This is a genomic window from Archangium gephyra, assembly GCF_049060025.1.
GTDB lineage: Bacteria > Myxococcota > Myxococcia > Myxococcales > Myxococcaceae > Archangium > Archangium gephyra_A.
Map to the genome: position 1 here is coordinate 6,583,065 of NZ_JBMEQQ010000002.1, position 25,144 is coordinate 6,608,208.

The following is a 25,144-nucleotide window of genomic DNA, read 5'->3' on the forward strand; positions in this document are numbered from 1 at the left end:
GAGAGGTCCGCAGTGTAGACAGCCTCGTGCGGCTACGCGCTGTTTCCGCTCCGCTCGCGCTCACGGCGGTGGATGGTGGAGACGTCGATGCCGAGGATTTCCGCTGCCTTCGTCTTGTTGCCACCGCATTGCGCGACCACATAGGCGATGTACTCGCCCTCGAGCTGCCGGAGTGGGATGAGCCGGCCCTGAGCCCGTGACAGCGGATGGGCCTCCACCGTCACACCGGGCGCATGGAACTGGAGGGTGGGCAGGTCCACCGTCTCCAGCACCGTCACCACGGCGAGGCGCTCGACGAGGTTCTCCAGCTCGCGCACGTTGCCGGGCCAGGGCGCGGCGGCGAGCGCGGCGAGGGCCTCGGGAGAGAAGCCGGCGAGGCGCGCGCGGGGGTTGCGCTTGCGCGACTGGGCGACGAAGTGCTCCACCAGCAGGGGAATGTCCTCGCGCCGCTCGCGCAGGGGCGGCACGTGCAGCGGCACCACGTTGAGGCGGTAGAACAAGTCCTGGCGGAAGCGGCCCTCGCGCACGCGGGCCTCGAGCTTCCTGGTGCGTGGCGGCCACCATGCGCACGTCCACCTTGCGCGAGGCATCCGCGCCCACCGCGCGCACCTCGCCGTCCTCCAGCACGCGCAGCAGCTTGGCCTGGAAGCTCGGGGGCCATGTCGCCAATCTCGTCGAGGAAGAGCGTGCCCCCATCCGCCTCCAGGAAGAGGCCGCGGCGGGGCGTGGTGGCGCCGGTGAAGCTGCCCTTCACGTGACCGAACAGCTCGCTCTCCAGCAGGGCGTTGGGAATGGCGGTGCAGTTGACGGCCACGAAGGGCCCGTCCTTGCGGGGGCCCTCGAAGTGCAGCGCGCGGGCCACCAACTCCTTGCCGGAGCCGCTCTCGCCGCGCACCAGCACCGGCGCGGGGGAGTGCGCCACGCGCTCGACGAGCTCGTACAGGGTGCGCATGGGCGCGCTGCGGCCCACCAGCGCCGCGAATGCCGAGCGGTCCCCCACCGCCTGGCGCAGCGCCCGGTTCTCCTCGCGCAACCGCCGCTCGGCGATGGCGCGCTGCACGTAGAGGAGCACCTCGTCCAGCCGGAAGGGCTTGGTGAAGTAGTGCGTGGCGCCGCGCCGCATGGCCTCCACCGCGTTCTCCACCCCGCCAAAGGCCGTCATGATGAGCACCGGCAGCGTGGGGTCCACCTTGCGCACCCCGGCCAGCACGTCGAAGCCGTCCACCTGCTCCATGCGCAGGTCGCACACCACCGCGTCCAGCACGCGCCCGTTCACCGCCGCGAGCGCCTCCTGCCCGCTGGTGGCCACGTCCACCGTGTAGCCCGCGTCCGAGAGGTGGTCGGCCAGCAGCCGCGCCATCTCCACGTGGTCGTCCACCACCAGCACTCGTCCTTCAGACGGCATGTCGCTCCTCGCTCGGCAGGGGGGTGGCGGGCCACCACAACGTCACGCACGTGCCCTGGCCGGGCTCGCTCTCCAATTCGATGCGGCCCCCGTGGTTGCGCACGATTTGAGCCACCACCGTCAGGCCCAGCCCCGTGCCCTGGCCGCGCTTCTTCGTGGTGAAGAAGGGGTCGAAGACGTGGTGGAGGCTCTCCGGCGGAATGCCGCACCCGTCATCGCGCACCGTCATCCGCACCCCGCTCCAGCCCCCCGGCTCGCCCGGCGCCTCCAGGTGCGCGGCGATGCGCACCGAGCCCCCGGGCTCGCACGCGTCGCAGGCGTTGAGCGCCAGGTTGAGCACCACCTGCTGCAACTGATCCGGGTCCGCCGACAGGGGCGGCAGTCCCTCGGGCACCTCCACCTCCAGCTTCACCTTGCGCCGCTCGGCCTCGCCGTGCAGCAGCTCCTGCGCCGCGCCCAACAACGGCTCCAGCGCCACGCCCTTCACCAGCGCCGGCTGCACCCGCGAGAAGTCCAGCAACTGGCGGATGGTGCGGCTCACCCGGTCTATCTGATCGATGATGACCTGCACGCCCGCGCCCTGCGGGTGCTGCGCACCCAGCTTGCCCAGCACGTACTCGGCCCGGCCGCGCACCACGCCCAGCGGCGTGCCAATCTCGTGGGCGATGCCCGCGGCGAGGATGCCCACGGTGGCCAGCTTCTCCGCGCGCAACAACTGGGACTCGAGCGCGTGCACGTTGCTCAGGTCCTCCACCACGAGCAGCACGCGCACCTCGGCGTCCACGCGTTCCAGGGGTACGGCGTGGATGCGGTACTGGCCCTCCTGGCCGAAGAGGGGCAGCGGCTCGCCATGCAGGCTGAGGACGCGCTCGGCGGAGCAGGCGGCCTCCACCAACGAGGCGAGCCGGTCCACCACGGCGGCGGGCGCATGGGGGAAGGCCTCGGGGAGCGAGGCGCCCACGGCGGTGGGAGGCAACCGCTCGCGCAGGGCCTGGTTGACGGCGGTGATGCGGCCGGCGGCGGAGAGCGCGAGGACACCGGTGGGGATGTTGTCGAGAATCTTCTGCGTCTTCTCGTGCAGGTGGGCGAGCCGGTCCGCGTGGCGGCGGCTCTCCTGGAGGGCGACGGCGCGGCGCGAGGCGACGATGACGTAGGCGCCGAAGACGGCGAGGAAGAAGGCCACGAGGATGGCACCGAGCGCCACGCGCAGGATGACGCCGCGCTCGTGGGCGCGCAGCTCCTGGGTGGAGGAGAAGGTGGCCACGGACCAGTGGGCGCCGCCGCGCATGCGGATGGGCGTATAGGCGGCGATGACATCGGCCACGCCCAGGCCGAGCAGCGCCGCTTCGTTCTCGGGGATGCGCACCGTGCCGCGCTCGCCCGAGCGCATGTGCCCCACCAGCTCCACGTAGGCCGGGATGCGGCCCGCCTCGGCGTCCAGCCGCTTGTGCCAGTCGATGAGGGAGGGGGCGCTCGCCGGGGTGGGCACGCCGTACGCGCCGAGGAGCAGCAGCTTCGCCTCCGGCTGCGTGGCGATGAGCTTGAGGGCCGCGAAGGAGGGCTCGGTGTCCACCAACACGGCGAGCGAGCCCCCGGGCCCATCCTCGGAGGGCGCATAGGCGGTGGCGAAGACGCGGAACCAGCCGCCGGGCGCGGCGGCCACGGGCGGCGAGGTGAGGATGTCTCCGGGCGTCCGGGTGAGCGCCTCGCGAGCGGTCTCGGTGAGGACGGTGCCCACGGCCCCGCGGGTGACGGCCGGGCCCGCGCGCCGGTCCATGATGGTGAAGCGCTGGGCTCCGGCCGCGTCCAGGACGACGATGGCCTTGTACTGGCCCACCACTTCCAGGAGGGCGAGCAGCTCGCGCCGGTGCTCGGAGATGGAGCCGGGCCGGGAGAGCAGCTCCCCGGCGAAACGGAGGTCATCGGCCGCGTCGTCGAGCGCATCGGCCACCTCGCGCGCGGCGGCCTCCACCTGGGCCTTGCGGTCCGCGGCGAACTGGTCCACCAGCGCCGCCCGGTCCCGGCGGATGAAGTGCACCACGCCCACCACCACGCTGGCGAGCGCGATGCACAGCAGGAGCACGGAGGCGAGGGCCTTGCGATTCATGGGAGCCGGGGGGGGAGCCCAGTGTAGCCCGGGGACCCGGACCCGGCAGGGAGCGTTTTACCGTCCCGTGTGCCCCGGCTGTCCGGGAGGCAGGCGCATGGAGCGCTCCAGGCGCATGCGGGTGGGCACGGCTACCAGGCGCGGTCGTCCAGCACGTCGGAGAGGGTGGCGGCGTTCAGGGAACGGTCGAACCAACGATCGAGGGTGGCCATGTCCGCGCAGGTGAGGATGCGCTGCCGGGCCTCCTCGTCGACGTGCACACGGCGCGCACCGAGAATCCGCAGGATGCTATCGGCACGTCCTCGGAGCAGCCCCTGCTGCAAACCCTCTTCCCGGCCCTCCTCCCGGCCCTCCACCCGACCCTGTTGGAGCCCCCGCTCGATCATCTCCTCGGCCCAGGTTCCCATCAGCTCCTCCGCTCGTTGCCCGTCCATCACCGAATGTAACACCCGCCTCGCCGCTGTGTGGACGGCCTTGCCCTCGGTCCACTCCAGGTAACGGATGACGACCACCAGATGCTCGGCGCCTTCAGGGCCGGCCTGTACCTGCGCGAAGAGCGCCACCCAGTCCGGCAGCTTCCGGGCCAGTTCCCCGGTCCGTCCGTAGCGCAGCACCAGCCACGCCAACCGGGCCAGGGGCGGTCCGGGGCGCGCACTCAGTGCCTCTTCCCGCTCGGCCGTCAGGTCATCGAGCAGGTACTCGAAACGCGGCACCAGCGCTCGCCATCGCTCCCGCTGCGCCTCTCCCTCAGGCAGTTCGAAGAGATCCTCCACCCGGCGTGGCGCCGTCCAGGCCCCGCCCGGCCCGTGGTACATGACGAGCGGGATGATGATGGGCAGCAACTCGCTCTTCGAGTGCTCTTGGCGCCAACGCTCCAACTGGCGCACCACGTAGCGCAGCATGCGCAGCGCCATCCACCGGTCCACCGTGGACTGGTGCTCCAGCAACACGTACAGCAGCAGCGGGCGCCCCGTGTGCAACCGGGCCGTGAAGAGCAGATCGCTCTCGGTCTCCCGCAGCTCCGGGTCCACGACGGAGACGGGCTCTCGCCTCAAGGACGACCAGTCCACCTCGGAGACGACATGGGCGGGCAGCACAGCGCGCAGTTCGGCGGCGGCCCGCTCGGGGTGGCCGAAGGTGTAGCGGGCGAAGAGGTCATGCAGTCCAGACATGGCCAGCCGCGCCACAGCATTTCGCGGGCCAGGGGCGCGGAAGGCCCCGGCCAGGAGAGGCCAAGGGGGGAGGGCCAGGTATCTCAGCGTGCGGCGGAGAAGCCGCCGTGGAACGTGACGGGGATGGCGTGGTCGAAGTGGACGGTCGCCAGGGGGCCGTCCTCGAGGTGCTGCCCATCCAGCACGGCGACGTACGAATGGTCGCCCTTCGCGTCGTAGACGAGGTCGAGCACGTAGGCGTCGTCCTCCGCCTCCCCGCGCGGCACGAGCACGGGCTCGCTCGGCACATGCCCGGACGGCACGGTCCACTCCGCGCTCCTCCCGCTGTCCAGCTCGATGCGCGTCACCCCCGGGTGCTTCCCGTCCGCGCCCCGGCGCTCGGTCTGCGCGAAGAGCGTGCCGTAACGCGCCCCGTGCACCCGCGGGTGGAGCTGGGGGAACTCGCAGGGGACGTCGAAGAGCTTCGTCTCCCGCGCCTTTCCGGTCTTCATGTCCAGGTGCAGGCGCGTCAGCAGCGGGGGCGGCCCCTTCTCCTCGAGCTCGCCGATGTCGTCGAGGGTGAACTCCGGGTAGCGGCACAGGTCGATGCACGGACCGCCGTCATCCTCGAAGGCATTCGCGAAGTGCCAGGTCCAGAAGGCATCGAGCTCGAAGGTGCGGGGCGACTGGATGTTGTCCAGCGGGACCACGATGAGCCGGGCCCCGAGCTCGGGCCTCCACTGGAAGAGCTTCGTGAAGTCAGCGAGGCCGAGCATGGCGCGCAGGAGGTTCAGCTTCACCGGCCCCAGGAAGAGAATGAGGTGCCGCTCGGTGGCGATGAAGTCGTGCAGCATGCCCTGCCAGGGCGCCTCCACCGTGCCGAGCTTCGAGGGGGCTCCCGCATCCGGCAGCGCGTAGAGGTCGATGAGCATCTTCGGGCCGTAGCGCACGCCGAAGTTGAACGTCGTCCGGAGCGAGGCGACGCGGTGCGGGTGCGCGGAGAAGGCGCCCGACACCACGCCCAGGTCGGTGGCCTCGAGCGTGTCCAGCGTGCCCGGGTCCATCTCCTGCAACAGCCCGCCCTCCATCAGCGCGAAGAGCCGGTCCTGCCACAAGAAGGTCGAGGTGTTCCCCGTGGTCTTCGCCGTGCCCTTGCGCGCGGCCCGCATGCGGTCCAGCCACGAGGCCGCCGAGTTGAAGAGGAACCGCCCCGCCGCTTCCTCCTCGCGATAGCCGGCGCTCTCGACGATACGGCTGGCGCCCTGCGCACCATGGCCATCGAAGCGCACCGCCGAGATCGCACCATCCGCCTCGAACGCGTGCGAGAGGCTCGCGCCGAAGCGCTCGAAGAGGCCCGGTCCCGCACGGAACAGCGTGCCCCGGAGCGCCTCGGGAAGCCGTCCCTCGACCCGCAGCGGCTCGAAACCGTGGGACCGCGAGAGGGACCGCAACAAGGGGCTCACGGCGTTCTGGCTGCTCATCGACTGCTCCTCACGAGGGTGGATCCGCGACGGGAGATAAAGTAAGTGAGTCTCACTTACTTGGCAACAGACTTCGTTTCCGTTCCCATCCGATGACATCCATGACCCGGAAGACGCCCACGCGCCCCTACCACCACGGGAACCTCAAGCAGGCGCTGCTGGAGGCGAGCATCGAGCTCATCCGCGAGGAAGGCGTGGACGCGCTCACCGTGGCCGAGGTCGGCCGCCGCGTCGGCGTGTCCTCCGCCGCCCCCTACAAGCACTTCGCGGACCGTCCGGCGCTGTTGCGCGCGCTCGCCGAGGAGGGAAACCGGCGGCTCGCCGGGGCGCTCGTCGAGGCGACACGAGGGTGCACCGAGCCGCGCGAGGCCTTCCGTCTCTCGGGCGTGGCCTACATCCGCTGGGCGGCGGAGAACCCCGCCCTCCACCGCATCGCGACGGACCCCACCTACATCGACTACGCGTCGACGCCGTCGGATGTCCAAGCACCCGAGGCCCTCCGGGGCTCCATGGATACGTTCTGGCCGGAGCTGGCGGGGCTGATCCGCTCGGGCGGCGCCCTCTCCGCGTCTCATCCGCTGATACAGCAACTCCACGGCCGGGCCCTGGCGATGGGTGTGGCCAGCCTCTTCGTCAGCGGCGCCTTCGCCTCGCTCGGCATCACCACCGCGGACGCGGAGCGGATTGCCCGGGCGGTGACGGGAGAGGACGTCCCGGCCACGTCGCGCCGGAGCAACCCGCCACGCACCCGCTGACACGGGTGACGGACTACGCCGCTGCGGGGTGGCAGGACACGGCCAGCGGCAGTCCGAGCGCGGCGAGCTCCACCAGCTCCTCGGGGGAGAACTGGAAGTCGCACTGCCGCTCATAGGCGACGACGAGGTAGAGCGAGGCCCCGGTGGCGCCCAGGGCCCGAAGCTCCGGCAGCCGCGCCTTCAAGGCCCGCAGCGCTTCCGGGGCGGAGGCACCCGGCTCCAGGTCCTCGTCGAACAGCACCAGCATGGCGCTCCCGTACGGCAGGGCCTTGCCCTCGTAGCGCCCCGAGGGAGCCACGTCCCCGGGCTCGTTCGCGTCCACCAGCAGCAACCCCGTGCGCGCCTGGGCGAGCGACGGAGAGAAGGTGTCTCCCTGGAGGAGACAGTAGAGGAAACGCCGTGCCGGGAGCGGCTGGCTCATGCCCTCCATCTCACTCCACGTCCACCCGGAGCGCCAGACGCCGGGTCCGCCCCGTGCGCCGGGAGCGGCTCCCACCCGAGGCGGGTTTCGCCGCCGGACGCGAGCCCTCCACACACTCCGGACCCAGCAGCTCGTCCACGGAGCGCTCCAGCACCCGGTACATCCGCCGCAGCGTCGAGGCACTCGGCACGATGCTCGAGCTTCTCCCGCTCGAAACGGCCATAGGCCTGCTCGGGCATGCCGATGCGCTGGGCCATGTCCGCCTGCGACAGCTCCACGAGCTGACGCACGGTGCGGAGGGTGTTCCGAAGGGGTTCGGCCAATCGTTTGCGGACCTCGGGAGGCACATGACCTGGCATGGTGGCCACAACCCTATCTACCCCCGACGTCAAGTCAACCCCATATCCTATTTTGGCGGTCACTTGTTTCATTCCCACCGCCCCAAGTAGGGTCACCCGCGTGCACGGTGGCGCCACGGCAGGGGCCCGCCACGCCCTGGAGGCAGGGCGAGCGCGGGAGGGTGTTCGCGTTGTCGGGGGTGAAGCCCGGCGGCGGGAGGGTGAAGTCCCTCACCGCTTCGCCGGGGTGTGGCTCCTCAAATGGCCTTCTTGCCGGACACCGGGGACTTGCCTCCGGCTTCCGCGGCCCGGTCCGACAGCAGCGCCCTGAGGGCGTCGTCGCGCGACCTGTAGACGTTCACCGCGGCGCCGTTGATGACGCCGCTGGTGCTGACGAACATCTTCGTCATCTCGTCGCCGCCGAAGCGGAAGGAGCGCCGGGTGTAGCGCGACAGCACCTCGGAGCGCTCGCGCCCGAAGACGCGGCCCGCCGTGTACTTCACCACCAGCCCATCCAGGTTGATGAGCAGGTCCACCTTCGAGGGGAACTTCGACAGGTGGCCTTCCACCTCGGTGCGCCAGCGCGCCACGTCCAGCGCGTTGTTGAGGATGCAGTCCTGGAACGTCGCCGTCACGACGTCGTGCTGCTCGTCGTAGTCGAAGGCTATCTTCCAAGCCATGGGGAGAGCCTCCTACGCGCGGCCCAGGCCAGTCAGGAAGGATGTGAGCAGCGCGGCCACCTCCGCGGGACGCTCCACCTGCGGGTAGTGCCCCGGCCCCGGCAGGTACGCCAGGCGCGCGTTCCGGATGGGGCCCACCACCTTCTCGCGCAGGAAGGCCGGCGGCAGGAACGGGTCATCCGTGGCCACCACCAGCGTGGGCGCGGTGATGGAGGCCAGCTTCGCCTCGAAGCCACCGCCCGTCCACGCATCGAAGCTGCCCTCGATGGAGCCCCGCGCCACCGCGCCCGCGACCGTCAGCAGCCGCTCCAGCGCCGCCGCCGGGAGCTGCTTGCACGCCAGGCCGAGGATGATCTTCTGCTTCTCCCGGTCGTTGGCCGAGGTGCGGAACAGCCCCACGGCGTCCGGCGGAAGCTGCATGCCCGAGGCGGGCACGGTGTTGATCAACACCATGCCGTCCACGCGCGAGGGCTCCTGCGCCGCCACCCACTGGGCGAGCTGGCCGCCCATGCTGTGGCCCACCACCGTGAAGCGCTTGAGGCCCGCGTGCTCCACCACGGCCAGCACGTCACGCGCGTGCTGCTCGAGCGTGTAGCCGCTCGCGGGCGCCCCGGAGGCACCCGAGCCGCGCAGGTCCGGAATCACCAGCCGCAGGCCCGTAGTGTCCAACAGCTCCACGAGCTCGTTGAACACCTCGCCGGACATCATCCACCCATGGACGAACAGCACGTTGCGCGGTCCGTCTCCAACGACGCGGTAGTGGATGGGCGTCTGATCGCTGGAAGCAACACTGGGCATGGCAAGCTCTCCGTCAGAGGGGGGGTAGCCGCGGTGGGGGCTCCGCGGTGAGGGACAGCGAAAGGGTCGCGAATGCTACGCGAAGTCTCTGTCGGGACTGTAGCCTGTCCTGGGCGTGAAATCGCCTGGGCCCCCGGCCCGTCCTGACACGCCGCGTCATGAAACCCGGCTCCGGCACGCGCCTCGTGCTCACCACCGGGCAGAACGGGGGCGCCGGGGTGAGTCTGGAACACCCCGGATTGACTCCCCTGTCAGAGAGGTGCTGGAAGGTGGGACAGACGGGTAGGCGCGGGCCCGCCTCCTTGGCTTTTCATCCCCCCGCCGCGCTGGGAGTCACTCCATGAAGGTTTCTACCGGAAAATTCCGCCCCTGGCGGGCGGCCCTGCTCACCGCGGGGCTCGTCGCCACGCCGTTGCTGTCCTGCGGCCCGGCAGCGGAGGCCGACGTCCTCGCGCTCGAGGGCCCGCAGGAGGCGGTGGGTGACACGCAGCAGGCGGCCATCTCCTGGACGCTCGGCGCCCAGTACGACGCGACGAAGAGCAACATCACCTTCAATGTCTACTCGTCGCGCGCCACCCGCATCGAGGTCTACATCTACAAGACCCCCAACGGTGCCCAGGAAGTGGCGAAGTACGTGATGACGAAGAACACGACCACCAACGTGTGGACGAAGACGGTCCCCGTCTCCACGCTGCAGACGACCTACGGCATCACCGGCCCGGTGTACTACGGCTACCGCGCCTGGGGTCCCAACTGGACGTACAGCTCCACGTGGACCAAGGGCTCCAGCGCGGGCTTCATCACCGACGTGGACGCGCAGGGCAACCGCTTCAACCCCAACAAGCTGCTGGTGGACCCGTACGCGCTGGAAATCAGCCACGATCCCATCAACCCCAGCAACACGGACGGCGGCCTCTACGCCTCGGGCGCCACGAACCGGCTCAGGGACAGCGGGGCCCGGGCGCCCAAGGGCGTGGTGCTGGCGCCGGACACCACCAGCTACGGCACCAAGCCCACGCGCGCCCTGAAGGATGACGTCATCTACGAGGTGCATGTGCGCGGCCTCACCCAGGGCGACTCGAGCATCACCACGTGCCGGGGCACCTACGCGGGCGCGGCGCAGAAGGCCGCGGCGCTCAAGGCCCTGGGCGTCACCGCCGTCGAGTTCCTCCCGGTGCAGGAGACGGACAACGACGCCAACGACGTCAGCGCCACCACCACCACCGGCGACAACTACTGGGGGTACATGACCCTCAACTTCTTCGCGCCGGACCGCCGCTACGCCTGCGACAAGTCGGCCGGCGGCCCCACGCGCGAGTTCAAGGCCATGGTGAAGGCCTTCCACGACCAGGGCATCAAGGTCTTCATCGACGTGGTCTACAACCACACCGGCGAGGGCGGCGCGTGGAGCTCCACGGACAAGACGACGTACAACGTCTTCACCTTCCGGGGCCTGGACAACCCCACGTACTACACCCTGACCAGTGACATGCAGAGCAACTGGGACAACACGGGTGTGGGCGGCAACTTCAACACCTTCAACCCGGTGGCGCAGAACCTCATCGTCCACTCGCTCAAGTACTGGAAGGACGAGCTGGGCGTGGACGGGTTCCGCTTCGACCTGGCCTCGGTGCTGGGCAACACGTGCCAGCACGGGTGCTTCAACTACGACAAGCTGAACGCCAACACGGCGCTCAACCGCATCTGGCGGGACCTGGCCCCGCGTCCGGCCGCGGGCGGCACCGGCGCGGACCTCATCGCCGAGCCCTGGGCCATTGGTGGCAACAGCTACCAGGTGGGCAACTTCCCCGGCGGCTGGTCGGAGTGGAACGGCATCTACCGCGACACCTTCCGCAAGGACCAGAACCAGATGGGCCTGGAGACGGTGACGCCGGGGACGCTGGCCTCGCGCTTCGCGGGCTCCTCGGACCTGTACGGGGATGACGGCCGCAAGCCGTTCAACTCCATCAACTTCATGGTCGCCCACGACGGCATGACGTTGAAGGACCTCTACGCCTGCAACAGCAAGAACAACCTGCAGTCGTGGCCCTATGGCCCGTCCGACGGCGGCGAGGACAACAACCATAGCTGGGACCAGGGCGGAGTGCTGGCCGACCAGCGCAAGGCGGCGCGCAACGGCTTCGCCTTCCTGATGGTGAGCGCCGGCACGCCGATGTTCACCGGCGGCGACGAGTTCCTGCGCACGCAGTACTGCAACAACAACGTGTACAACCTGGACTCGAGCGCCAACTGGCTCAACTACACGCTGAACACGGACCAGACGAACTTCAAGACGTTCGCCCAGCGCCTCATCGCCTTCCGCAAGGCGCACCCGGCGCTGCGTCCGGCCAACTTCTTCAGCGGCGTGGACAACAACGGCAACGTGATGGAGCAGATGCGCTGGTTCCAGCCGAACGGCGCCGTGGCCGACTCCGCGTACATGGGCAACGGCTCCAACCACTCGCTGGCCTTCCGCATCGACGGCACCGAGTTCGGTGACACGGCGAGCGCCATCTACGTGGCCTACAACGGCTGGAGCGGAGCGGTGAACTTCTCGCTGCCGTGGCCGGGCACGGGCAAGCAGTGGTACCGGGTGACGGACACCTGCCCCTGGGCCGAGGGCTCCGGCCAGGTGGCCCTCCCCGGCGCCGAGGCGCTCATCGGCGGAGAGGGCTACAGCTACGGCGTGTGCGGCCGCGGCCTGCTGCTGCTGATCGCCAAGTAGTCTGACGCAGGGCCGTTCATTCGCGGGGCGCGGTGCCTTCCGGGGCCGCGCCCCGTGGTGTTTCCAGACAGCGCTCACCGCGCGTAGGTGCCGCGCAGGCGCTCGAGCAGCGTGCGCAACTCGTCCACGCCCGGCTCATCACAGCCGGCGAGCTGGGCACGGTAGTTCGCGCCCTCCAGCTCCAGCGTGAGGACGCTGCTCGAATCGCTGACCCTGCCGCAGGGAGCCTCCCCGCGCCGCAGCACATCGAGCAGCGCCGCACGGGTGGCCGCCACGCGAACCCGCTCCAGCTCCTCCGCGGGCAGGACGGTCTCGCGCACCGCACCGCCAGAATCGCCGAACCGGTCCACGCGGAAGGTGCCGTCCGCCAACAGCTCATCCCAGCCGCTGCAGTCCATCTCCTCCGTGCAGGGGCCGCCTCCGTACTCCCACTTCAGACGCTCGAAGCTCTCGGGCTCGGCGGGACCACAGCTCAGGAGGAGCCCGAGCACGGCACCACCGGTGGCGAAACGGCTCAGTCGACGAAGCAGCGGGAAGGAAGGGCGCATGCCGCGCCACCCTGCAGGCCCCGGACCATCCGCAACCCCGCGAAATGGTGGGGCGTCTGGTGGCGGGTGCCTGGGTTTTCCGCGAGCCCCACTCGGATTCCCGAGGGCAACGCGGCGGACTCAGCCCCGTCCCGCCGCGACCTTGGGGAGCTCCGGCGTGACGTCCGCGCGAGCCTCGGCGCCGGCCTCCACCTCCGGCAACGGGGCGCTCGCGGAGCGCAGGAGCGCCAGGGCGGGCTGCTCGCGGCGCAGCGCCACGTACCCCTTCACCGCCACCTCCAGGCCCACGTCCCGCTTCGCCCGCTCCGACAGGAACCACTTGTGCTCCAGCACCTGGCAGTACAGCTCGGCCTCGTCCGCCGCCGGACCGAGCTCCCGCTCCAGCTTGCTCAACGTCGGCCGGAAGCGCTCGTCCAGCCAGCGGAACGCCGCCACACTCAAGGGCACGCTCCGGTTCACCTCGCGTGTCAGCGTGGCCTTCAGCTCGCGCACCTCGTTGAGCAACAGCGCCGCCTGCCGCTCCTCGGCCACCAGCCCCGTCAGGTTGTGGAGCTGGTGCCGGTGGTACTCGCGGTCCGTCACGATGGTCCGCATCCGGAGCTGGCTCCCATCCCCGCTCGCCACCAGGTCCACCTCGCCCACCGAGAAACCCAGCTCGTTGAGTGCGCGAATCCGCTCGTGGATGCGGTAGCTCTCCCCGGGCGTGATGGAGATCTCCGTGTTGATCTCCGCCCACAGGCGCTCGTAGCGCTGACGGATGCTCGGGGCCGTCTCGTACACGTCGAGTATCGAGGGCAGCTCCACCATCGCCGCCAGGTCCGCGAGCCCTCCGGTGACGTTCTCCTCCATGATGAGCAGATCCAGCTCACGCTGGCCGTCGGAGAGCTTCGGGTGCAGCTCCGAGGTCTCCGCGTCCACCGCGTACGCCTGGAGGCTCGCCCGCGTCGCGGCGGAAGAGGACGTTGGACAGGGAGCAGTCCCCCCAGAAGAAGCCGCCGAGGTGCAGCCGCACCAGCAGGCTGGCCATCGCGTCCAGCAGCCGCTCACGGTAGCGCTCCAGGCCCTTGTTCATGAAGAGCACGCGGTAGGGCAGCGACGAGGGCAGGTACTGGGTGAGGAGGATGGCCACCTCGTCTCCGGGCTCGCCCAGGGCGCGCACCCGGGCGAGTCCCACCACCGTCACCGCCGGCAGGTGGCGCTCCTCCAGTCCGCGCAGCACGTCATACTCGCGCTGCCCCACGGACAGGGGCAGCTCCTTGAGCGCGTAGATGTGGGCGCCGTAGCTGACGAAGACCACCGTGTGCCGGGAGAGGCCTCGGGGGACCTCCACCATCCGGGAGCACACGTCCGGGCGCCACTCCTCCAGGGGCAGATGCCATGGCAGGTCCAGGAAGTCCGGGTGGCCCTGGTGCAGGTGCAGCGCGTTGAGCCCGCGAGGTGGCGTCATGGGGGGCCAGCCTACAGCGAAGGCGTGCACTCCTCCCGCGCCTCATTAGAATCCGCGCCCCATGCAAACCCTTCAAGGATGGACGGCCCTCGTCACCGGCGCCAGCGCGGGCATCGGCGAGGCCTGCGCGCTCGCGCTCTCCCAGGCGGGCGCGAAGCTCGTGCTCGCGGGCCGCCGCGGCGACCGGCTCGAGGCCCTGGCCGCGAAGCTCCCCAACCCCGCCCACCCCCTCGTCCTGGACGTGCGCTCGCGCCATGACGTCGAGGCCTCCCTCTCCGCGCTACCCGCCGGGTTCGCCGACGTGGACGTCCTCGTCAACAACGCCGGTGTCGGCCTGGGTCTCGAGCCCGCTCACGAGGCGTCGCTCGACGACTGGGAGACGATGATCGACACCAACTGCAAGGGGCTCGTCTACGTGACGCGCGCCCTGCTGCCCGGCATGGTGAAGCGCAACCGCGGGCACGTGGTGAACCTCGGCTCGGTGGCCGCCAGCTACCCCTACCCCGGTGGCAACGTCTACGGCGCCACCAAGGCCTTCGTGCACCAGTTCTCCGAGAACCTGAAAGCCGACCTCGTGGGCTCGCGCGTGCGCGTCACCGACATCCAGCCCGGCATGGTGGAGACCGACTTCTCGCTCGTGCGCTTCAAGGGCGATGCCCAGCGCGCCAGCAAGGTCTACGAGGGCATGGAGGCCCTCACCGCGGCCGACATCGCGGACATCGTCCTCTGGGCCGTCACCCGCCCCGCCCGCGTGAACATCAACGTGGTCGAGGTCATGCCCGCCGACCAGGGCTTCGGCCCCTTCTCGGTCAAGCGCCGCTGAGCGCCGGGAGCCACCGCGTGGAGCAGGCACCCACACAGGGGAAGCGGACGGTTCACTGCGCGGATGCCCTCGCGTGGCTGGAGGCCCAGGGCGTGCTCGCCGGGTGCTCGCTCATCACCTCGATGCCCGACGTGTCCGAGTTCCCTTCCCTCTCGCTCGCCGAGTGGAAGGACTGGTTCGTCCGCACCGCGTCGCTCGTCCTCTCGCGCTGCCCGGACGACGGCGTCACCATCTTCTACCAGACGGACATCAAGAAGGACGGGACCTGGGTCGACAAGGGTTACCTCGTCCAGAAGGCCGCCGAGCAGCTCGGGCACTCGCTGCTCTGGCACAAGGTCGTCTGCCGCACCCCGCCCGGCAGCATCACCTACGGGCGGCCGGCGTACTCGCACATGCTGTGCTTCTCGCGAGGACTCCGCGCGGATCTCTCGAAGTCCACCGCCGATGTGCTCCCCCAGGCCGGCGAGGTGACGTGGACCCGCGGCATGGGCGTACAGGCGTGTCTCGCCGCCTGCCGGTACGTGCTGGAGAACACGCCCACGCGCACCATCGTGGACCCCTTCTGCGGCCATGGCTCCGTGCTCGCCGTGGCCAACTGGCTGGGGCTGGAGGCCGTGGGCGTCGAGCTCAGCCGCAAGCGCGCGAAGAAGGCCCGGGCGCTCCAGATGCCCATCGGAGACTCGGAGCCCCCGGAGGGCCCGGAACCCGAGGGGGGTGACGGGGACGAGTGAGCCGCGGCCTGTCGAGGCAGACCGGGGCCGGTCGGGCCCCATCATGCCGGGCGCTTCAGCCCAGAGCCGAGGTGGGCAACCCCCGGCCCGGCAGCTTGTTCATCGCGTACGGCAACTTGTTGTCAGCGCCGATGTAGATGACGCGAGGGTCGGAAGGCAGGGTCGCGTCCATGGCGAATGCCGCCAGGGAGTCGTGAACGTAGGTGTCGAAGAACTGGATGATTCCCTGGTCGCGCAACCCCATCCCGCGCTGCTCGGCCTCGAAGGCCTCGAGCATCATCTGGTAGTGGGGGCGCAGCTTCTGCCTTCCATATTTTTTCACCCAGTACTGGACGGCCTGAACATCCGCCATGAGCTGCTCATCGTAGAGTTCCAGGTAGTCCAGGAACGAGCCATCCGAACTGGGCATCGTATCCAGGCGCGCCTTGATGGAGAGGTACTCATTCTTCATGAGAGCTTCGGTGTCCTCCGCCCTCTCGATGGCCATCTGCTTGTGCTTCGCCCCGTGCGACATCTTGAGTCTGCTGGCGTGAGTTACCGCTTCGACGAACTTGCGCCTTTGCGTTTCCGTCTCTTTCGCCAACGCGGCTTTTTCGATCTTCCAGCCACTCTGGAACTCTCGAAAGAGGGCTTCATCCTTGGTCGGACGGTCGGCCTTTCTGTCCTTCCTGTCCCGGGCAATCCGATGGAAGCGCCACTGGAAGTAGAGCGCCATGTGAGACAGCATCATGGTGCCCAATGGCTTACCGCCTGAGCCCGCAGCACTCATGTAGCCCGTGAATCGTTGGCAGAGCAGTTCGAAGGCATCCTTGCCGCCAGGATCTTCCGCGAAGTCCTTCTTGATGTTGGGGAGGTCCGTCCGAAGCGGCACTCCAGCCCGGAGCGCCTGCTCACGCATGGCCCTCAGGGGAATCATGCTCAGGAGTGAGCCATTCGTCCGGCTCCGCGCCCCTTCACCCGGACGGTAGCCCCCGCCCACGTCCGAGTGAGCGCCAGGATAGACCATCTCGCGGCAGTTGGTGGGGTAGTGCACGCCCTGGAGGACACTATCCACCGGGAAGGAGTTGCGGACTTCATGGGCGGCCATCATGTGGAGACAGTCCTCCACCATTTCGGGGATGTGCAGGTCCTTCGCCCAATCCATATGGCCGTCGGCCGGCCCTGGTGCCGGATCCGCGCCCGGCGCATTGCCGAAGGCGAGGTTGATGAGATCCGTCTGGCTGCGGTCCATCATCGTGAATCGTGTGCTGAAAAGACCGGCCACCTGGGAGCGTGTGTTGTTCGCACTCATCGGCACGCCGACCGAGGCCACGGTGTCGAACAGGCCCATGAAGTACAGCCGGATGGGATACGCGCGCTGGCCCAGTGAGATGAGCCAACTGTCATCATTCGCGCGCAGGCATCGCTGGGCGATGCGCAGGGCGAAAGCGCGCGCCAGCGTGGCTCCACGGGAGAAACCGAACAGGGACAGGTGAATCTTGCGGCCCTTGCTCCGCGAGATGCACTCGTCCATGCGCTGCATCGCCCACTGGAGGCGAGCTTCGCCCTTGCCGCCAGCGACGTTTCCCCGCAGCTCATCGCCGGGGTCGCCGATGTCCTTGAAGTACGTGCCAATACCGGGGACGTAGTAGCGGAAGATTCCCTGGGCTGGGTCTTCACGATGAGCCCGGTACAATCGCGCCACATTGCTGTGCTCGCCATTGGCGAGATCCGCGTCCAGGTTGTTGCCCGTGCCGTCGAAGAAGAAGGTGACCGAGAGGCCCTCCGGATTGACAGGGCACTGGAGAACACCGCCCTTCGCGGATGGCACTGGGGTGGTCACATCGGTCCGCATATACGCGAGCGAGGCGGACTTGCCCAGATTCGAGAGGGCCCGCGTCTTCTGCTCAGTAGGGATAGGCATCCTGGCACCTGGCGACTTGTTCATCCATCACGGTATTTCCCGACTCCTTGCGCTCACCAGCACTGACGCTTTCCAGCCGGAGCTTCAATTCCGGATAGCCCTCCGAGAGCTCGGCCTCGATCCGTCCATCGGGAAAGAAATGCACTCCCAGGTGAGTGGGGTTGGCGGGTATCGGGCCAGATGTCTGTATTTCCTTCTGGCACCAGCGCTTCAAGTCACGCGTCCACTTGATCTTCAGCGGCAATGGAGTCGTCCTGCCCCGAAACCAGGTCGCGCAACACGTGCTGCCTCCACCCCCTGAGGTCGGAGTGCTGACGACGATGTTGCCCCCGCCCACGCTGTTCACCTCGAAGCTGTCGATGTACAGGTCGGTGTAGTTGAAGCCGACGATCGTGAGCGAGACGGGTTCGTAGCTGGGAGGTGCTTCAGCGGCCTGACCCGTCTGTCCGCTTGAATTCTCGTCGGTCTTCGGTTTCTTGCAGGCAGCCAGCACCGCGAGCGCCCCGAGCAGCACGCCATAGCGCACCACGCGCGGGGCCACCCGGACCCAATGCCTTCCTGTACGCCCGATCTTCATCATCCCCCCTCGGCCCGCGAAGATCCGACAGCCCTCGTCCTCCAAGACAGGGATGCCGGGCGCGAGCCAGATCGCCCCGCCGGGCCATCTTCAAGAAGGGCCCCCCCCCTGTCAACGCGTGGAAGGGCGCGGATGGTGACAGGAGTCCCCCCTGGTGACTGGAGTCATCACCCTCCCAGGCCCCAGGTGGTGACTGGAATCACCAGCACAGGCCCGGTCCGCGAGCACTTCCCGGGGGAAGTGGGCGTTTTTCGGGGCCCCTGGAGGAGCGCTCGAGGTTGGCACACCCCGTGCTCCGGGTACGCCTGTCCGCCGCGAATGCGGCCCCAGCCACTCGAAGGAACCGACTCCCATGCCCATCAACAAGCTCACCTCTGGCGTCAAGCTGAACCACCCCCTGCGCATGGACATCCACCAGGTCACCCAGGGCAAGAAGAGCGACTACGCCAACCAGGTCCATGGCGTGAACAAGCTGCTGGACGGCTTCGGGGTGGGAATCTCCAAGCAGTCGGCCCAGGGCGTCATCGGCAACGTGCAGAAGGTCGAGACGGGGGCGATGAGCGAGATCACCGCGCATCTGCGTGAGGCCAAGGGTTTCGGCCGCGATGCCTTCGAGAGCTTCTCGACGGGCCAGGTGAAGCAGGGCGCGGTGGAGGCCTTCGGCTCGGCGCTCAACACGGCGGGCGCGGCCTTCAAGTCGACCTTCACGCCCACCCCCGCGGAGAAGCTGGGCAACGATCCCTGGTGAGGAACGCGAGCACCCACCGAGGCTCGGGCCCTCTCAGATCAACGGTCCCTGAAGCGAGGGGACCTCCGCGTCCCGCGGCTCCAGGCCCTCCAGCCGGGGCCGCTCCTCCATCCCGAGGAACTCGTAGAGCGCCGTCATCACCGCGTGCGGCTGATCCCACATGACGAAGTGTCTCGCGCGCTCCACCCGCACGAGCTTCGCTCCCGGTATCTCCCACGCCAGCCGCTCGCCCCACTTCACCGGCTGGAAGGTGTCCTCCACGCCCCACACCACCCGCGTGGGAACCGCCATGTGCGGCAGCCTCGGCACCAGCTCCTGTGTCTGGTTGGTGTCCAGCGCCGCCGCGTCGCGCACCAGCGACGTCTTTCCCACCTCCGTCGCGTACGGCGCCAGCAACCCCTCCACCAGCCCGTCCGGAGGGGCCGTCGCGAAGCCCATCCGCTTCAGCGCCACCTTCAACATCCGCTGCACCGCCTGCGCCGACAGCTTGCGCACCACTGCCGGGTGCCCCAACTGCACCATCATCTCGATGGGCCACGAGTCGAAACAGATGCTGTTCATCAGGCACAGCCGCGACACCCGCCGCGGGAAGCGCACCGCCAGGTGCTGGGCAATCCCTCCGCCGATGTCGTGCCCCACCACCACCGCGTCCTCCACCCCCAGCCGGTCCATCCACGCATCCAGCGCCTCGGCCTGCCGCGCGATGGACCGGTCGAAGCCCTCGCGACGGTCCGAGTACCCGTACCCCAACAGGTCCGGAATCAACACCCGGTGTGTCAGGGACAGCGCCGGCAACAGCCCGCTCCACAGGAAGCCCCACGTGGGAATCCCATGCAGCAGCACCAGCGGCGCTCCCCTCCCCTCGTCCACGTAGCTGATGAACCGGTGGCCCAGCTCCACCACCCGCTGCCTCGCCTGATACTCGCGCCAGTTCATCGCAGCTCCTCCCCCACCACGAAGTCCGGCACCAGCCGCGCCTCCGCCGGGAAGGGCAGCCGCCGCTCGAGGTCTCCCACGTCCTCCACCAGCGTCGCCATCCCCATCACCAGCACCGGCAGCCGCCACTCGCACTGCACCGTCACCCGCTGGATGAGCTTCCGCGTCCTCGCGCAGCACCTCCAACCGCTCCTTCGACAACGCCACCTCGTACGGCAGCCGCCTCGCCAGCCGCCTCGACGTCTCCAGCAGTGCGTCACACGCGCGCGCCCACTCCTCCGTCCGCAGCCGCGGCTTCAGCCGCTCCCACGCCGCCTCCAGGTAGCCGGGCCACAGCGCCAGCCCCCGGAACTCTCCCGGCAGCACGGGCGGCCCCACCGTCTCCTCGATGTCCTTGAAGAGGCTCCGCAGCCGCGCGTCGTCCGGCCGCTCCTCCACCTCCTCCATCGCCCTCATCCGCGCCGGAGCCCCCCGCTCCATCCGCTCCGCGCTCCCCAGCGGCTGCAGCGCCCCCACCGGTTCGTCCTGCAGCGCCAGCTTCACCGCCGAGGTGAACACCAGCATCTTCGGGTTGAGGTAGTGGTACAGCTCCAGCGCCCCTCGCACGTGGTAGCGCTGGCTCTCCCCCAACAGCGCCGCCTCCCACGCGCCCAGCCGCCCCAGGCGCCCGGCGGCCTCCACCGCCTGCGCCCTCACCTCGTCCGCCGCCGCCTCGAAGGCCCGCGTCTCCGTGTTCGGCCCCATCGCCTCCCACATGGCCACCAGGAAGCGCTCGAAGCCCGCCCACGTGCGCACCGTCACGTCCAGCCCCGTCACCCGCAGCGTCCGCCTCATCTCGTGGAGGACCCGCTCCACCTCTCCTTGCGCCTCGTGCTCGCTCACCTGCTTGGGACTGGCCATGGACGCGCCTCCTCCGGTCGGAAGATGGGGGGTGCTTCCAGGCCCGGCAGCCCTCCACGTCCGCACGGCTGCCTCGCGAATGAGCGGGCAGCGGGTGGCCGTCCGCCTCCCCTTCCCTGGGGATTACCTTTCTGGAAGGGAAACACTACCCTATTCGTCAAGTAGGGTGTAGACTCCGGCCATGGGTGAAAGCCAACCACGCAAGGCACGATCCGCGGACCTGGAGGCGCTCCCAGCGCACGTCGTCGGAGAGCTCATCGATGGAGAGCTGTATGTCAGTCCCGCGCCCGCCCTTCCGTATGCGATGGCGGCCGCGGAACTCTTCGGGGAGCTGTCGGGCCCCTTCGCCAAGGGACGGGGCGGGCCCGGAGGCTGGCGTCTGCTCAGCGAGCCCGAGCTGCGCCTGGGCGAGGACGTGCTCGTGCCCGACCTCGCGGGCTGGCGGCGCGAGCGCATGCGCCGGACTCCCCGCAGGGCGGCCACCTCGCTCGCCCCCGACTGGGTGTGCGAGGTGGTCTCTCCTTCCACACGCGCCTTGGATCGCAAGGCCAAGCCGCTCGTGTACGCGCGCGCGGGCGTGCGGTACGTGTGGATGTTGGATCCGGACGCCCGCACCTTGGAGGTGTTCCGTCTAGAAGGTTCCCGCTACCACCCCCTGGAATCCCACGCGGACCAGGTCTCCGTTCGCGCCGAGCCCTTCGCGGCATTCGAGCTGGAGGTGGCGATCCTCTGGGAGGAATGAGACGACGCGCACCTGACATTCTTCGCGCCCCCCCTTTGACATCACGAGACCCGTTGGGTTCTCCTTGGCGGTACACGAAACCCTCCGTGCCGGTGCATCGGCGCGAGGGTGGGGGGGATACAGCGATGCAGCCACAAGAGGGGCTCTTCCACTCGCCTGGTGCTTTCAGTGCTGTCGTCGTTCTCCGGCTCAGCCGCAACGTGGCCCTGCCGCAACTGCGCGAGGTGGTGTCCGCCCTCCACGCCGAGCTGAGCGCGGCCGGGGGCTTGAACATGGTGCTCGGCCTGCAGCCCACGCTGGTGCCCGGCGCGCCCGAGCATGCCGCGCTGCTGCCCCGCGAGGGCCCCACCGCGCGCTTCCCGTCCACCCAGTCCCACGTGCTCGTCCAGGTGAGCGCCAATGGCCGCGAGCTGCTGCTGTGGGCCCTGCGGCGGGTGCACGCCCTCTCCCAGGCGGTGCTGTACCTCGAGGAGGAGGTGCTCGGCGGCCGCATCGGCGAGGGCCGTGACGCCTTCGGCTTCCGGGACGGCCTGCTGCGTCCCACCCGCGAGCAGGTGCGGCGCGCCGCCCTCGTGCCCTCGGGCCCCCTGGCCGGCGCCTCGTGGCTGCTCTACCTGCGCTTCCAGCAGGACATCGAGCGCTTCGGCCTGCTCAAGCCCCCGGCCCAGGAGCGCGTGGTGGGCCGCACCCGCGACGGGGAGCTCGTCCCCGATGCGCCCGCCGAGGCCCACATCCACCGGGCGCGGGCCTCCGGCGCCGGGGAGAACCAGCTCCTCATCCGCCGCGGCTTCCCCTTCCGCCACGCGGGCGAGGAGGGCCTGGCCTTCGTCTCCGCCTCCGCGGACCCGGAGTACTACCAGCGCTCGCTGGACGCGCTGCTGGGTGTGGGGGGCCAGACTCCGGATGCCATGCTCCGCTACGCCAGGGCCGTGGGCGGCGGCCTCTACCTCGCGCCCCCGCGGGACTGGTTCCAGGCCCCTGCCTCCTCCCAGGAGGCCACGCCATGAGGGTGCTCGTCCTGGACTGTGATGCCCGGGTGTCCCGGGGGCTGGAGCGCACCCTGCAGGTGCTCGGCCACGAGGTGCTCCGGCCCTCCTCGGCCGCCCAGGCCCGCGCGGCCCTCGCGGCGCAACCGGCCGTGGATGTCATCCTCGCCGCCCAGCACCTGGAGGAGGGCGAGACGGGCACCGGCTTCCTGCGCTGGGCCGAGGCCCATGTGCCCCACGCGCGCCGCGTCCTCATCTCCGGCACGCACTGCCCTCCGGACTTCATCGAGCAGCCCGGCCAGCAGTGGTTCCAGCCCAAGCCCTTCGGCCGCCGCGAGCTGGAGGCCCTGCTCTCCACGCCGGGTCCCCACGCCCCGCGCCCCTGAACAGTCCCCCCCCCCCGAATCAAGCAGACAACAGTCCGGTCCGCTGGACCGGCGGAGGCAAGGCGTCAATGAGCTACAACGACATCCGTGGTCCGCGAGTGGTGGGGTTGAACGTGGCTTCCTCGCTCAGTGAGTACCTGATGCGCATCCAGGAGCTGGGCGCCGTGGAGGGCCCCGACGGCGCGCTGGAGATCAGCCCCGAGGTGAAGCCCATCCTGGAGGCCATCCACCAGGTGCTGGCCGGCGGGACGGTGGAGGTGAAGGTGGTGCACCGGGGCAACCCGGACATCTTCAACGAGCTGAACCGCCGCGTGGAGCAGGTGGGACACGAGGCCAACAGCATCAACAAGGCAGCGGGCTTCTACCTGACCGCGACGTTATGAACCTTCCCGCCCGCTGGCGCCGGCCCGTCCAAGACTCCTTCAGGCGCTGGGTGCGCTCGCAGGACGCCCAGGAGGTGCTGGCCGCCTCGTCGCTGCAGGCGTGGCTGAGCTTCGCCCTGGTCATCCCGGCGGTGCTGGCGTTGGCGGTGTGGGCCCCGGGGGCCAAGGAGTTCTTCGCACTGGACTTCCCCATGGGCATGGCGTGCCTGGCACCGAGCCTGGTGCTGGGCATCGGCTTCGCGCTGCTGCACCGGGGCCGTCAGCGCCTGGAGTGGTGGGGCTGGCTGTACCTGGTGGTGGGGACGGCCGCCCTGCAGTTCTACCTCGCCGCGTTGATGGCCATGGCGCAGATGCCGGGAGCCATGGTGTTCGCCGCGGTGCTGCTCTTCACCACCGGCTACCACGGCCGGCTCCACCGCGTGGCGCCCTCGCAGCCCTTCCTCGCGCTGGGCACGGCGGTGGCGCTGGGGCTGGCGGCGCTGCTGGCGAGCAGCGAGCAGCACGTGGCCCTCTTCGCCGTCATGGCGCCGCTGGCCATCCTCCTCGAGCTGTACGCGGGCAGCTTCGCCCTCCAGCACGACCTGGCCCGCGCCGAGACGGAGCAACTGCGCGCCGCCGTCCAGGCGCAGATGCTCGAGCAGCAGGAGCGCGACGTGGGCCGGCTGTCCCAGGCCCTGGTGCAGATTCTCGGCTACAACCACGACATCAACAACACGTTGATGAGCGTGAGCGCCGCGGCGGACATGCTCTCCGTCATGGGCGTGCAGCGCAACACGCTGCCCCGCGCCGAATTCGAGGAGCTGGTGCGCGAGCTCAACGAGGGGCTCACGCGCATCCGCGAGATGGTCATCGAAATCCGCCAGAAGGGGCGGCGCTCGGTGAGCCACGAGCCGGAGAACGTGCACCTGGTGCCGGTGCTCGAGTCGGTGCGCACCAGCCTGGGCTGGCGCTTCCCGGACGTGGACATCCAGGTGAAGGTGGAGGAGCAGGCGACGCACGCGCTGCTGCGCGGGGGCACCACCACGCTGCGGCGGGTGGTGGAGAACCTCGTGCTCAACGCGTGCGAGGGCAATGGGGAGCGGGGGGCCGCCACGGTGGACATCCTCGCGCGGACCGAGCCGTACAGCGGACGGCTGGAGCTGCTCATCGCGGATGACGGCCCGGGCTTCCCCGCGGACAAGCTGCAGGCCCCCATTGAAGGGCTGTCCACCACCAAGCCGAACGGCACGGGGCTGGGCCTGTACACCTCCGAGTGCCTCATCCGCGCCAGCGGCGGCACGCTGGAGCGCCACAACCGGCCCACCGGAGGAGCCCAGTTGCGCATCCTGCTGCCACGGGAATTGAGATGAGCGCGGGCGCCGTCTTCCAGGAGGCCCTCCGCGCGCTGCGCCGGCACGGGCTCCCGGGAGAGGCCGAGCGGGACGTGCTGGCGGCGATGGAGGCGGGGCGGCCCGGGCCCCTCGCCCTGCTGTACGCGGCGGGCGCCGAAGCGGGGCTCGGGCGCGCGGTGCTGCTGCGGCGCGCGGCGGGGCTGTTTTTGTGCTCGTGCGCGGCGAACCTCGCGGATGACCTGGCCGACGGCGAGTGCACGTACCTGGAGCAGCCCCAGCGGTTGGGGCCCGGGGTGCAGTTCGCCCTGCAGTCGCTGTGTTTCGCCACGCTGGCCCGGGCGGAACTCTCCGCTCCTGTGCTGGCCGAGGCCGCGGACGACATGGCGACGGCGGCGGGCCTGCAGGTGCTCGAGGTGCGCACGGCCGCGTGGACGGCGCCGCGATTCAAGCAGGTGGCCGAGGGCATCGCCGGACAGCAGTGGGCGCTCTACCTGCGGGTGCTGTGGGAGGGCACGGCCCGGGCCGGGCGGGCGGTGGCGGTGGGGCGCAGCCTGGGCGTGGCGGCCCACGTGGCCGAGGACGTGCGCTCGGTGGACCCGCGCTTCCACGGCATGCCCGAGGAGGACCGGCGCGAGGTGCTGGCCTGGGCCCGGGAGGCGGTGGACACCGTGCGCCACGAGGGCCTCGCGTGCCTGGACGCGGTCCTGCGGAAGGTGGAGCCGCTTCTCTCTTCCTAGCGCTGGGTCCTCCAGTTCCCCTACTTGCCCCAACTTCCCCTCTCCCCCCGGGAGAGGGACGGGGTGAGGGTGCCGGAATCACTCGGGTTGCCTCCCGGAGCCGTG

Annotated in this window: 24 protein-coding genes and 1 pseudogene; 11 read left to right on the forward strand and 14 right to left on the reverse strand. The window is 69.8% G+C overall.

Annotated features, from left to right (window positions below; all coding sequences use genetic code 11):
• Positions 1–32: 32 nt before the first annotated feature.
• The 4 genes and pseudogenes from ACN28I_RS28540 to ACN28I_RS28555 all read right to left on the reverse strand — a co-directional run bounded on the left by ACN28I_RS28540 (position 33) and on the right by ACN28I_RS28555 (position 6,144).
• Positions 33–1,405 (reverse strand): annotated as a pseudogene (locus ACN28I_RS28540) (sigma-54-dependent transcriptional regulator).
• Positions 1,395–3,512, reverse strand: a complete 2,118-nt coding sequence (locus ACN28I_RS28545) for a two-component system sensor histidine kinase NtrB (RefSeq protein ID WP_420945080.1) — start codon at positions 3,510–3,512, stop codon at positions 1,395–1,397. Before ACN28I_RS28545 ends, ACN28I_RS28540 begins: the two are co-directional and overlap by 11 nt.
• A 131-nt stretch (positions 3,513–3,643) precedes the next feature.
• Positions 3,644–4,684, reverse strand: a complete 1,041-nt coding sequence (locus tag ACN28I_RS28550) for an Rpn family recombination-promoting nuclease/putative transposase (protein WP_420945081.1) — start codon at positions 4,682–4,684, stop codon at positions 3,644–3,646.
• A gap of 83 nt (positions 4,685–4,767) precedes the next feature.
• The gene (locus ACN28I_RS28555; protein WP_420945082.1) at positions 4,768–6,144 is read right to left on the reverse strand and encodes a carotenoid oxygenase family protein; all 1,377 of its coding nucleotides are present in this window, start codon (positions 6,142–6,144) and stop codon (positions 4,768–4,770) included.
• 101 nt (positions 6,145–6,245) lie between these two features.
• Between ACN28I_RS28555 and ACN28I_RS28560 the strand changes: the two genes are divergently transcribed.
• A complete protein-coding gene (locus tag ACN28I_RS28560; protein WP_420945083.1) occupies positions 6,246–6,899 on the forward strand; it encodes a TetR/AcrR family transcriptional regulator in 654 nt (217 codons plus the stop codon).
• A gap of 13 nt (positions 6,900–6,912) precedes the next feature.
• On the opposite strand, the gene ACN28I_RS28565 is transcribed toward ACN28I_RS28560, so the two are convergent.
• The 4 genes from ACN28I_RS28565 to ACN28I_RS28580 all read right to left on the reverse strand — a co-directional run bounded on the left by ACN28I_RS28565 (position 6,913) and on the right by ACN28I_RS28580 (position 9,136).
• On the reverse strand, positions 6,913–7,320 hold the full coding sequence (locus tag ACN28I_RS28565; RefSeq protein WP_420945084.1) for a hypothetical protein: 408 nt from the start codon (positions 7,318–7,320) through the stop codon (positions 6,913–6,915).
• 10 nt (positions 7,321–7,330) lie between these two features.
• Entirely contained in the window at positions 7,331–7,510 is a 180-nt protein-coding gene (locus ACN28I_RS28570; RefSeq protein ID WP_420945085.1) for a hypothetical protein, read from the reverse strand.
• Between the two features lie 405 nt (positions 7,511–7,915).
• Positions 7,916–8,338 (reverse strand): hypothetical protein, encoded by a 423-nt coding sequence (locus ACN28I_RS28575; protein ID WP_420945086.1) that lies wholly within the window; start codon positions 8,336–8,338, stop codon positions 7,916–7,918.
• Between the two features lie 12 nt (positions 8,339–8,350).
• Complete coding sequence (locus ACN28I_RS28580; RefSeq protein ID WP_420945087.1) at positions 8,351–9,136, reverse strand: alpha/beta fold hydrolase; 786 nt, start codon at positions 9,134–9,136, stop codon at positions 8,351–8,353.
• 340 nt (positions 9,137–9,476) lie between these two features.
• On the opposite strand from ACN28I_RS28580, the gene ACN28I_RS28585 reads away from it, so the two are divergent.
• A complete protein-coding gene (locus ACN28I_RS28585) occupies positions 9,477–11,861 on the forward strand; it encodes an alpha-amylase family glycosyl hydrolase (protein ID WP_420945088.1) in 2,385 nt (794 codons plus the stop codon).
• A 74-nt stretch (positions 11,862–11,935) separates the two neighbouring features.
• Here ACN28I_RS28585 and ACN28I_RS28590 read toward each other — a convergent pair whose 3' ends face one another.
• From ACN28I_RS28590 to ACN28I_RS28600, 3 genes are all read right to left on the reverse strand, one after another.
• Complete coding sequence (locus ACN28I_RS28590; RefSeq protein WP_420945089.1) at positions 11,936–12,409, reverse strand: hypothetical protein; 474 nt, start codon at positions 12,407–12,409, stop codon at positions 11,936–11,938.
• Positions 12,410–12,529: 120 nt separating this feature from the next.
• On the reverse strand, positions 12,530–13,327 hold the full coding sequence (locus tag ACN28I_RS28595) for a DUF4032 domain-containing protein (protein WP_420945090.1): 798 nt from the start codon (positions 13,325–13,327) through the stop codon (positions 12,530–12,532).
• Positions 13,275–13,856 (reverse strand): hypothetical protein, encoded by a 582-nt coding sequence (locus tag ACN28I_RS28600; RefSeq protein WP_420945091.1) that lies wholly within the window; start codon positions 13,854–13,856, stop codon positions 13,275–13,277. The genes ACN28I_RS28595 and ACN28I_RS28600 overlap by 53 nt, the downstream gene beginning before the upstream one ends.
• A 61-nt stretch (positions 13,857–13,917) precedes the next feature.
• Between ACN28I_RS28600 and ACN28I_RS28605 the strand changes: the two genes are divergently transcribed.
• Together ACN28I_RS28605 and ACN28I_RS28610 are read left to right on the forward strand one after the other, a co-directional pair.
• Complete coding sequence (locus ACN28I_RS28605) at positions 13,918–14,679, forward strand: SDR family oxidoreductase (protein WP_420945092.1); 762 nt, start codon at positions 13,918–13,920, stop codon at positions 14,677–14,679.
• A 17-nt stretch (positions 14,680–14,696) separates the two neighbouring features.
• Positions 14,697–15,410: an SAM-dependent methyltransferase gene (locus tag ACN28I_RS28610; protein WP_420945093.1), complete on the forward strand. Its 714-nt coding sequence runs from the start codon at positions 14,697–14,699 to the stop codon at positions 15,408–15,410.
• Between the two features lie 55 nt (positions 15,411–15,465).
• Here ACN28I_RS28610 and ACN28I_RS28615 read toward each other — a convergent pair whose 3' ends face one another.
• The gene (locus tag ACN28I_RS28615; protein ID WP_420945094.1) at positions 15,466–17,337 is read right to left on the reverse strand and encodes a T6SS phospholipase effector Tle1-like catalytic domain-containing protein; all 1,872 of its coding nucleotides are present in this window, start codon (positions 17,335–17,337) and stop codon (positions 15,466–15,468) included.
• Positions 17,297–17,893, reverse strand: coding sequence for a DUF3304 domain-containing protein (locus tag ACN28I_RS28620; protein WP_420945095.1), 597 nt, complete (start codon positions 17,891–17,893; stop codon positions 17,297–17,299). The genes ACN28I_RS28615 and ACN28I_RS28620 overlap by 41 nt, the downstream gene beginning before the upstream one ends.
• Before the next feature lie 349 nt (positions 17,894–18,242).
• Here ACN28I_RS28620 and ACN28I_RS28625 point away from each other — a divergent pair, with 349 nt between their 5' ends.
• On the forward strand, positions 18,243–18,638 hold the full coding sequence (locus ACN28I_RS28625) for a hypothetical protein (protein WP_420945096.1): 396 nt from the start codon (positions 18,243–18,245) through the stop codon (positions 18,636–18,638).
• A 33-nt stretch (positions 18,639–18,671) separates the two neighbouring features.
• Here the strand turns inward: ACN28I_RS28625 and ACN28I_RS28630 are convergent, their stop codons facing one another.
• Positions 18,672–20,474, reverse strand: coding sequence for an alpha/beta fold hydrolase (locus ACN28I_RS28630; RefSeq protein ID WP_420945097.1), 1,803 nt, complete (start codon positions 20,472–20,474; stop codon positions 18,672–18,674).
• Positions 20,475–20,655: 181 nt separating this feature from the next.
• Between ACN28I_RS28630 and ACN28I_RS28635 the strand changes: the two genes are divergently transcribed.
• The 6 genes from ACN28I_RS28635 (at position 20,656) to ACN28I_RS28660 (ending at position 25,039) form a co-directional block, all read left to right on the forward strand.
• The gene (locus ACN28I_RS28635; RefSeq protein WP_420945098.1) at positions 20,656–21,216 is read left to right on the forward strand and encodes a Uma2 family endonuclease; all 561 of its coding nucleotides are present in this window, start codon (positions 20,656–20,658) and stop codon (positions 21,214–21,216) included.
• 125 nt (positions 21,217–21,341) lie between these two features.
• Positions 21,342–22,223 carry a Dyp-type peroxidase gene (locus ACN28I_RS28640; RefSeq protein WP_420945099.1) on the forward strand — a complete coding sequence of 294 codons (882 nt, stop codon included), beginning with the start codon at positions 21,342–21,344 and terminating at the stop codon, positions 22,221–22,223.
• Positions 22,220–22,588 carry a hypothetical protein gene (locus ACN28I_RS28645; protein WP_420945100.1) on the forward strand — a complete coding sequence of 123 codons (369 nt, stop codon included), beginning with the start codon at positions 22,220–22,222 and terminating at the stop codon, positions 22,586–22,588. Before ACN28I_RS28640 ends, ACN28I_RS28645 begins: the two co-directional genes overlap by 4 nt.
• Positions 22,589–22,656: 68 nt before the next feature.
• Positions 22,657–22,971: a hypothetical protein gene (locus ACN28I_RS28650; protein WP_420945101.1), complete on the forward strand. Its 315-nt coding sequence runs from the start codon at positions 22,657–22,659 to the stop codon at positions 22,969–22,971.
• A gap of 50 nt (positions 22,972–23,021) precedes the next feature.
• Entirely contained in the window at positions 23,022–24,320 is a 1,299-nt protein-coding gene (locus tag ACN28I_RS28655; protein ID WP_420945102.1) for a sensor histidine kinase, read from the forward strand.
• Positions 24,317–25,039 (forward strand): hypothetical protein, encoded by a 723-nt coding sequence (locus ACN28I_RS28660; protein WP_420945103.1) that lies wholly within the window; start codon positions 24,317–24,319, stop codon positions 25,037–25,039. The genes ACN28I_RS28655 and ACN28I_RS28660 overlap by 4 nt, the downstream gene beginning before the upstream one ends.
• Positions 25,040–25,144 lie beyond the last annotated feature (105 nt).

Bases quoted from the DNA above. Each gene is read 5' to 3' on its own strand.
- ACN28I_RS28560 (WP_420945083.1), top strand. From the start codon at position 6,246: ATGACCCGGAAGACGCCCACGCGCCCCTACCACCACGGGAACCTCAAG.
- ACN28I_RS28620 (WP_420945095.1), bottom strand. From the start codon at position 17,893: ATGATGAAGATCGGGCGTACAGGAAGGCATTGGGTCCGGGTGGCCCCG.
- ACN28I_RS28555 (WP_420945082.1), bottom strand. From the start codon at position 6,144: ATGAGCAGCCAGAACGCCGTGAGCCCCTTGTTGCGGTCCCTCTCGCGG.
- ACN28I_RS28615 (WP_420945094.1), bottom strand. From the start codon at position 17,337: ATGAACAAGTCGCCAGGTGCCAGGATGCCTATCCCTACTGAGCAGAAG.
- ACN28I_RS28575 (WP_420945086.1), bottom strand. From the start codon at position 8,338: ATGGCTTGGAAGATAGCCTTCGACTACGACGAGCAGCACGACGTCGTG.
- ACN28I_RS28635 (WP_420945098.1), top strand. From the start codon at position 20,656: ATGGGTGAAAGCCAACCACGCAAGGCACGATCCGCGGACCTGGAGGCG.
- ACN28I_RS28660 (WP_420945103.1), top strand. From the start codon at position 24,317: ATGAGCGCGGGCGCCGTCTTCCAGGAGGCCCTCCGCGCGCTGCGCCGG.
- ACN28I_RS28625 (WP_420945096.1), top strand. From the start codon at position 18,243: ATGCCCATCAACAAGCTCACCTCTGGCGTCAAGCTGAACCACCCCCTG.
- ACN28I_RS28550 (WP_420945081.1), bottom strand. From the start codon at position 4,684: ATGTCTGGACTGCATGACCTCTTCGCCCGCTACACCTTCGGCCACCCC.
- ACN28I_RS28590 (WP_420945089.1), bottom strand. From the start codon at position 12,409: ATGCGCCCTTCCTTCCCGCTGCTTCGTCGACTGAGCCGTTTCGCCACC.
- ACN28I_RS28585 (WP_420945088.1), top strand. From the start codon at position 9,477: ATGAAGGTTTCTACCGGAAAATTCCGCCCCTGGCGGGCGGCCCTGCTC.
- ACN28I_RS28580 (WP_420945087.1), bottom strand. From the start codon at position 9,136: ATGCCCAGTGTTGCTTCCAGCGATCAGACGCCCATCCACTACCGCGTC.
- ACN28I_RS28545 (WP_420945080.1), bottom strand. From the start codon at position 3,512: ATGAATCGCAAGGCCCTCGCCTCCGTGCTCCTGCTGTGCATCGCGCTC.
- ACN28I_RS28630 (WP_420945097.1), bottom strand. From the start codon at position 20,474: ATGGCCAGTCCCAAGCAGGTGAGCGAGCACGAGGCGCAAGGAGAGGTG.
- ACN28I_RS28650 (WP_420945101.1), top strand. From the start codon at position 22,657: ATGAGCTACAACGACATCCGTGGTCCGCGAGTGGTGGGGTTGAACGTG.
- ACN28I_RS28565 (WP_420945084.1), bottom strand. From the start codon at position 7,320: ATGAGCCAGCCGCTCCCGGCACGGCGTTTCCTCTACTGTCTCCTCCAG.
- ACN28I_RS28640 (WP_420945099.1), top strand. From the start codon at position 21,342: ATGCAGCCACAAGAGGGGCTCTTCCACTCGCCTGGTGCTTTCAGTGCT.
- ACN28I_RS28645 (WP_420945100.1), top strand. From the start codon at position 22,220: ATGAGGGTGCTCGTCCTGGACTGTGATGCCCGGGTGTCCCGGGGGCTG.
- ACN28I_RS28605 (WP_420945092.1), top strand. From the start codon at position 13,918: ATGCAAACCCTTCAAGGATGGACGGCCCTCGTCACCGGCGCCAGCGCG.
- ACN28I_RS28600 (WP_420945091.1), bottom strand. From the start codon at position 13,856: ATGACGCCACCTCGCGGGCTCAACGCGCTGCACCTGCACCAGGGCCAC.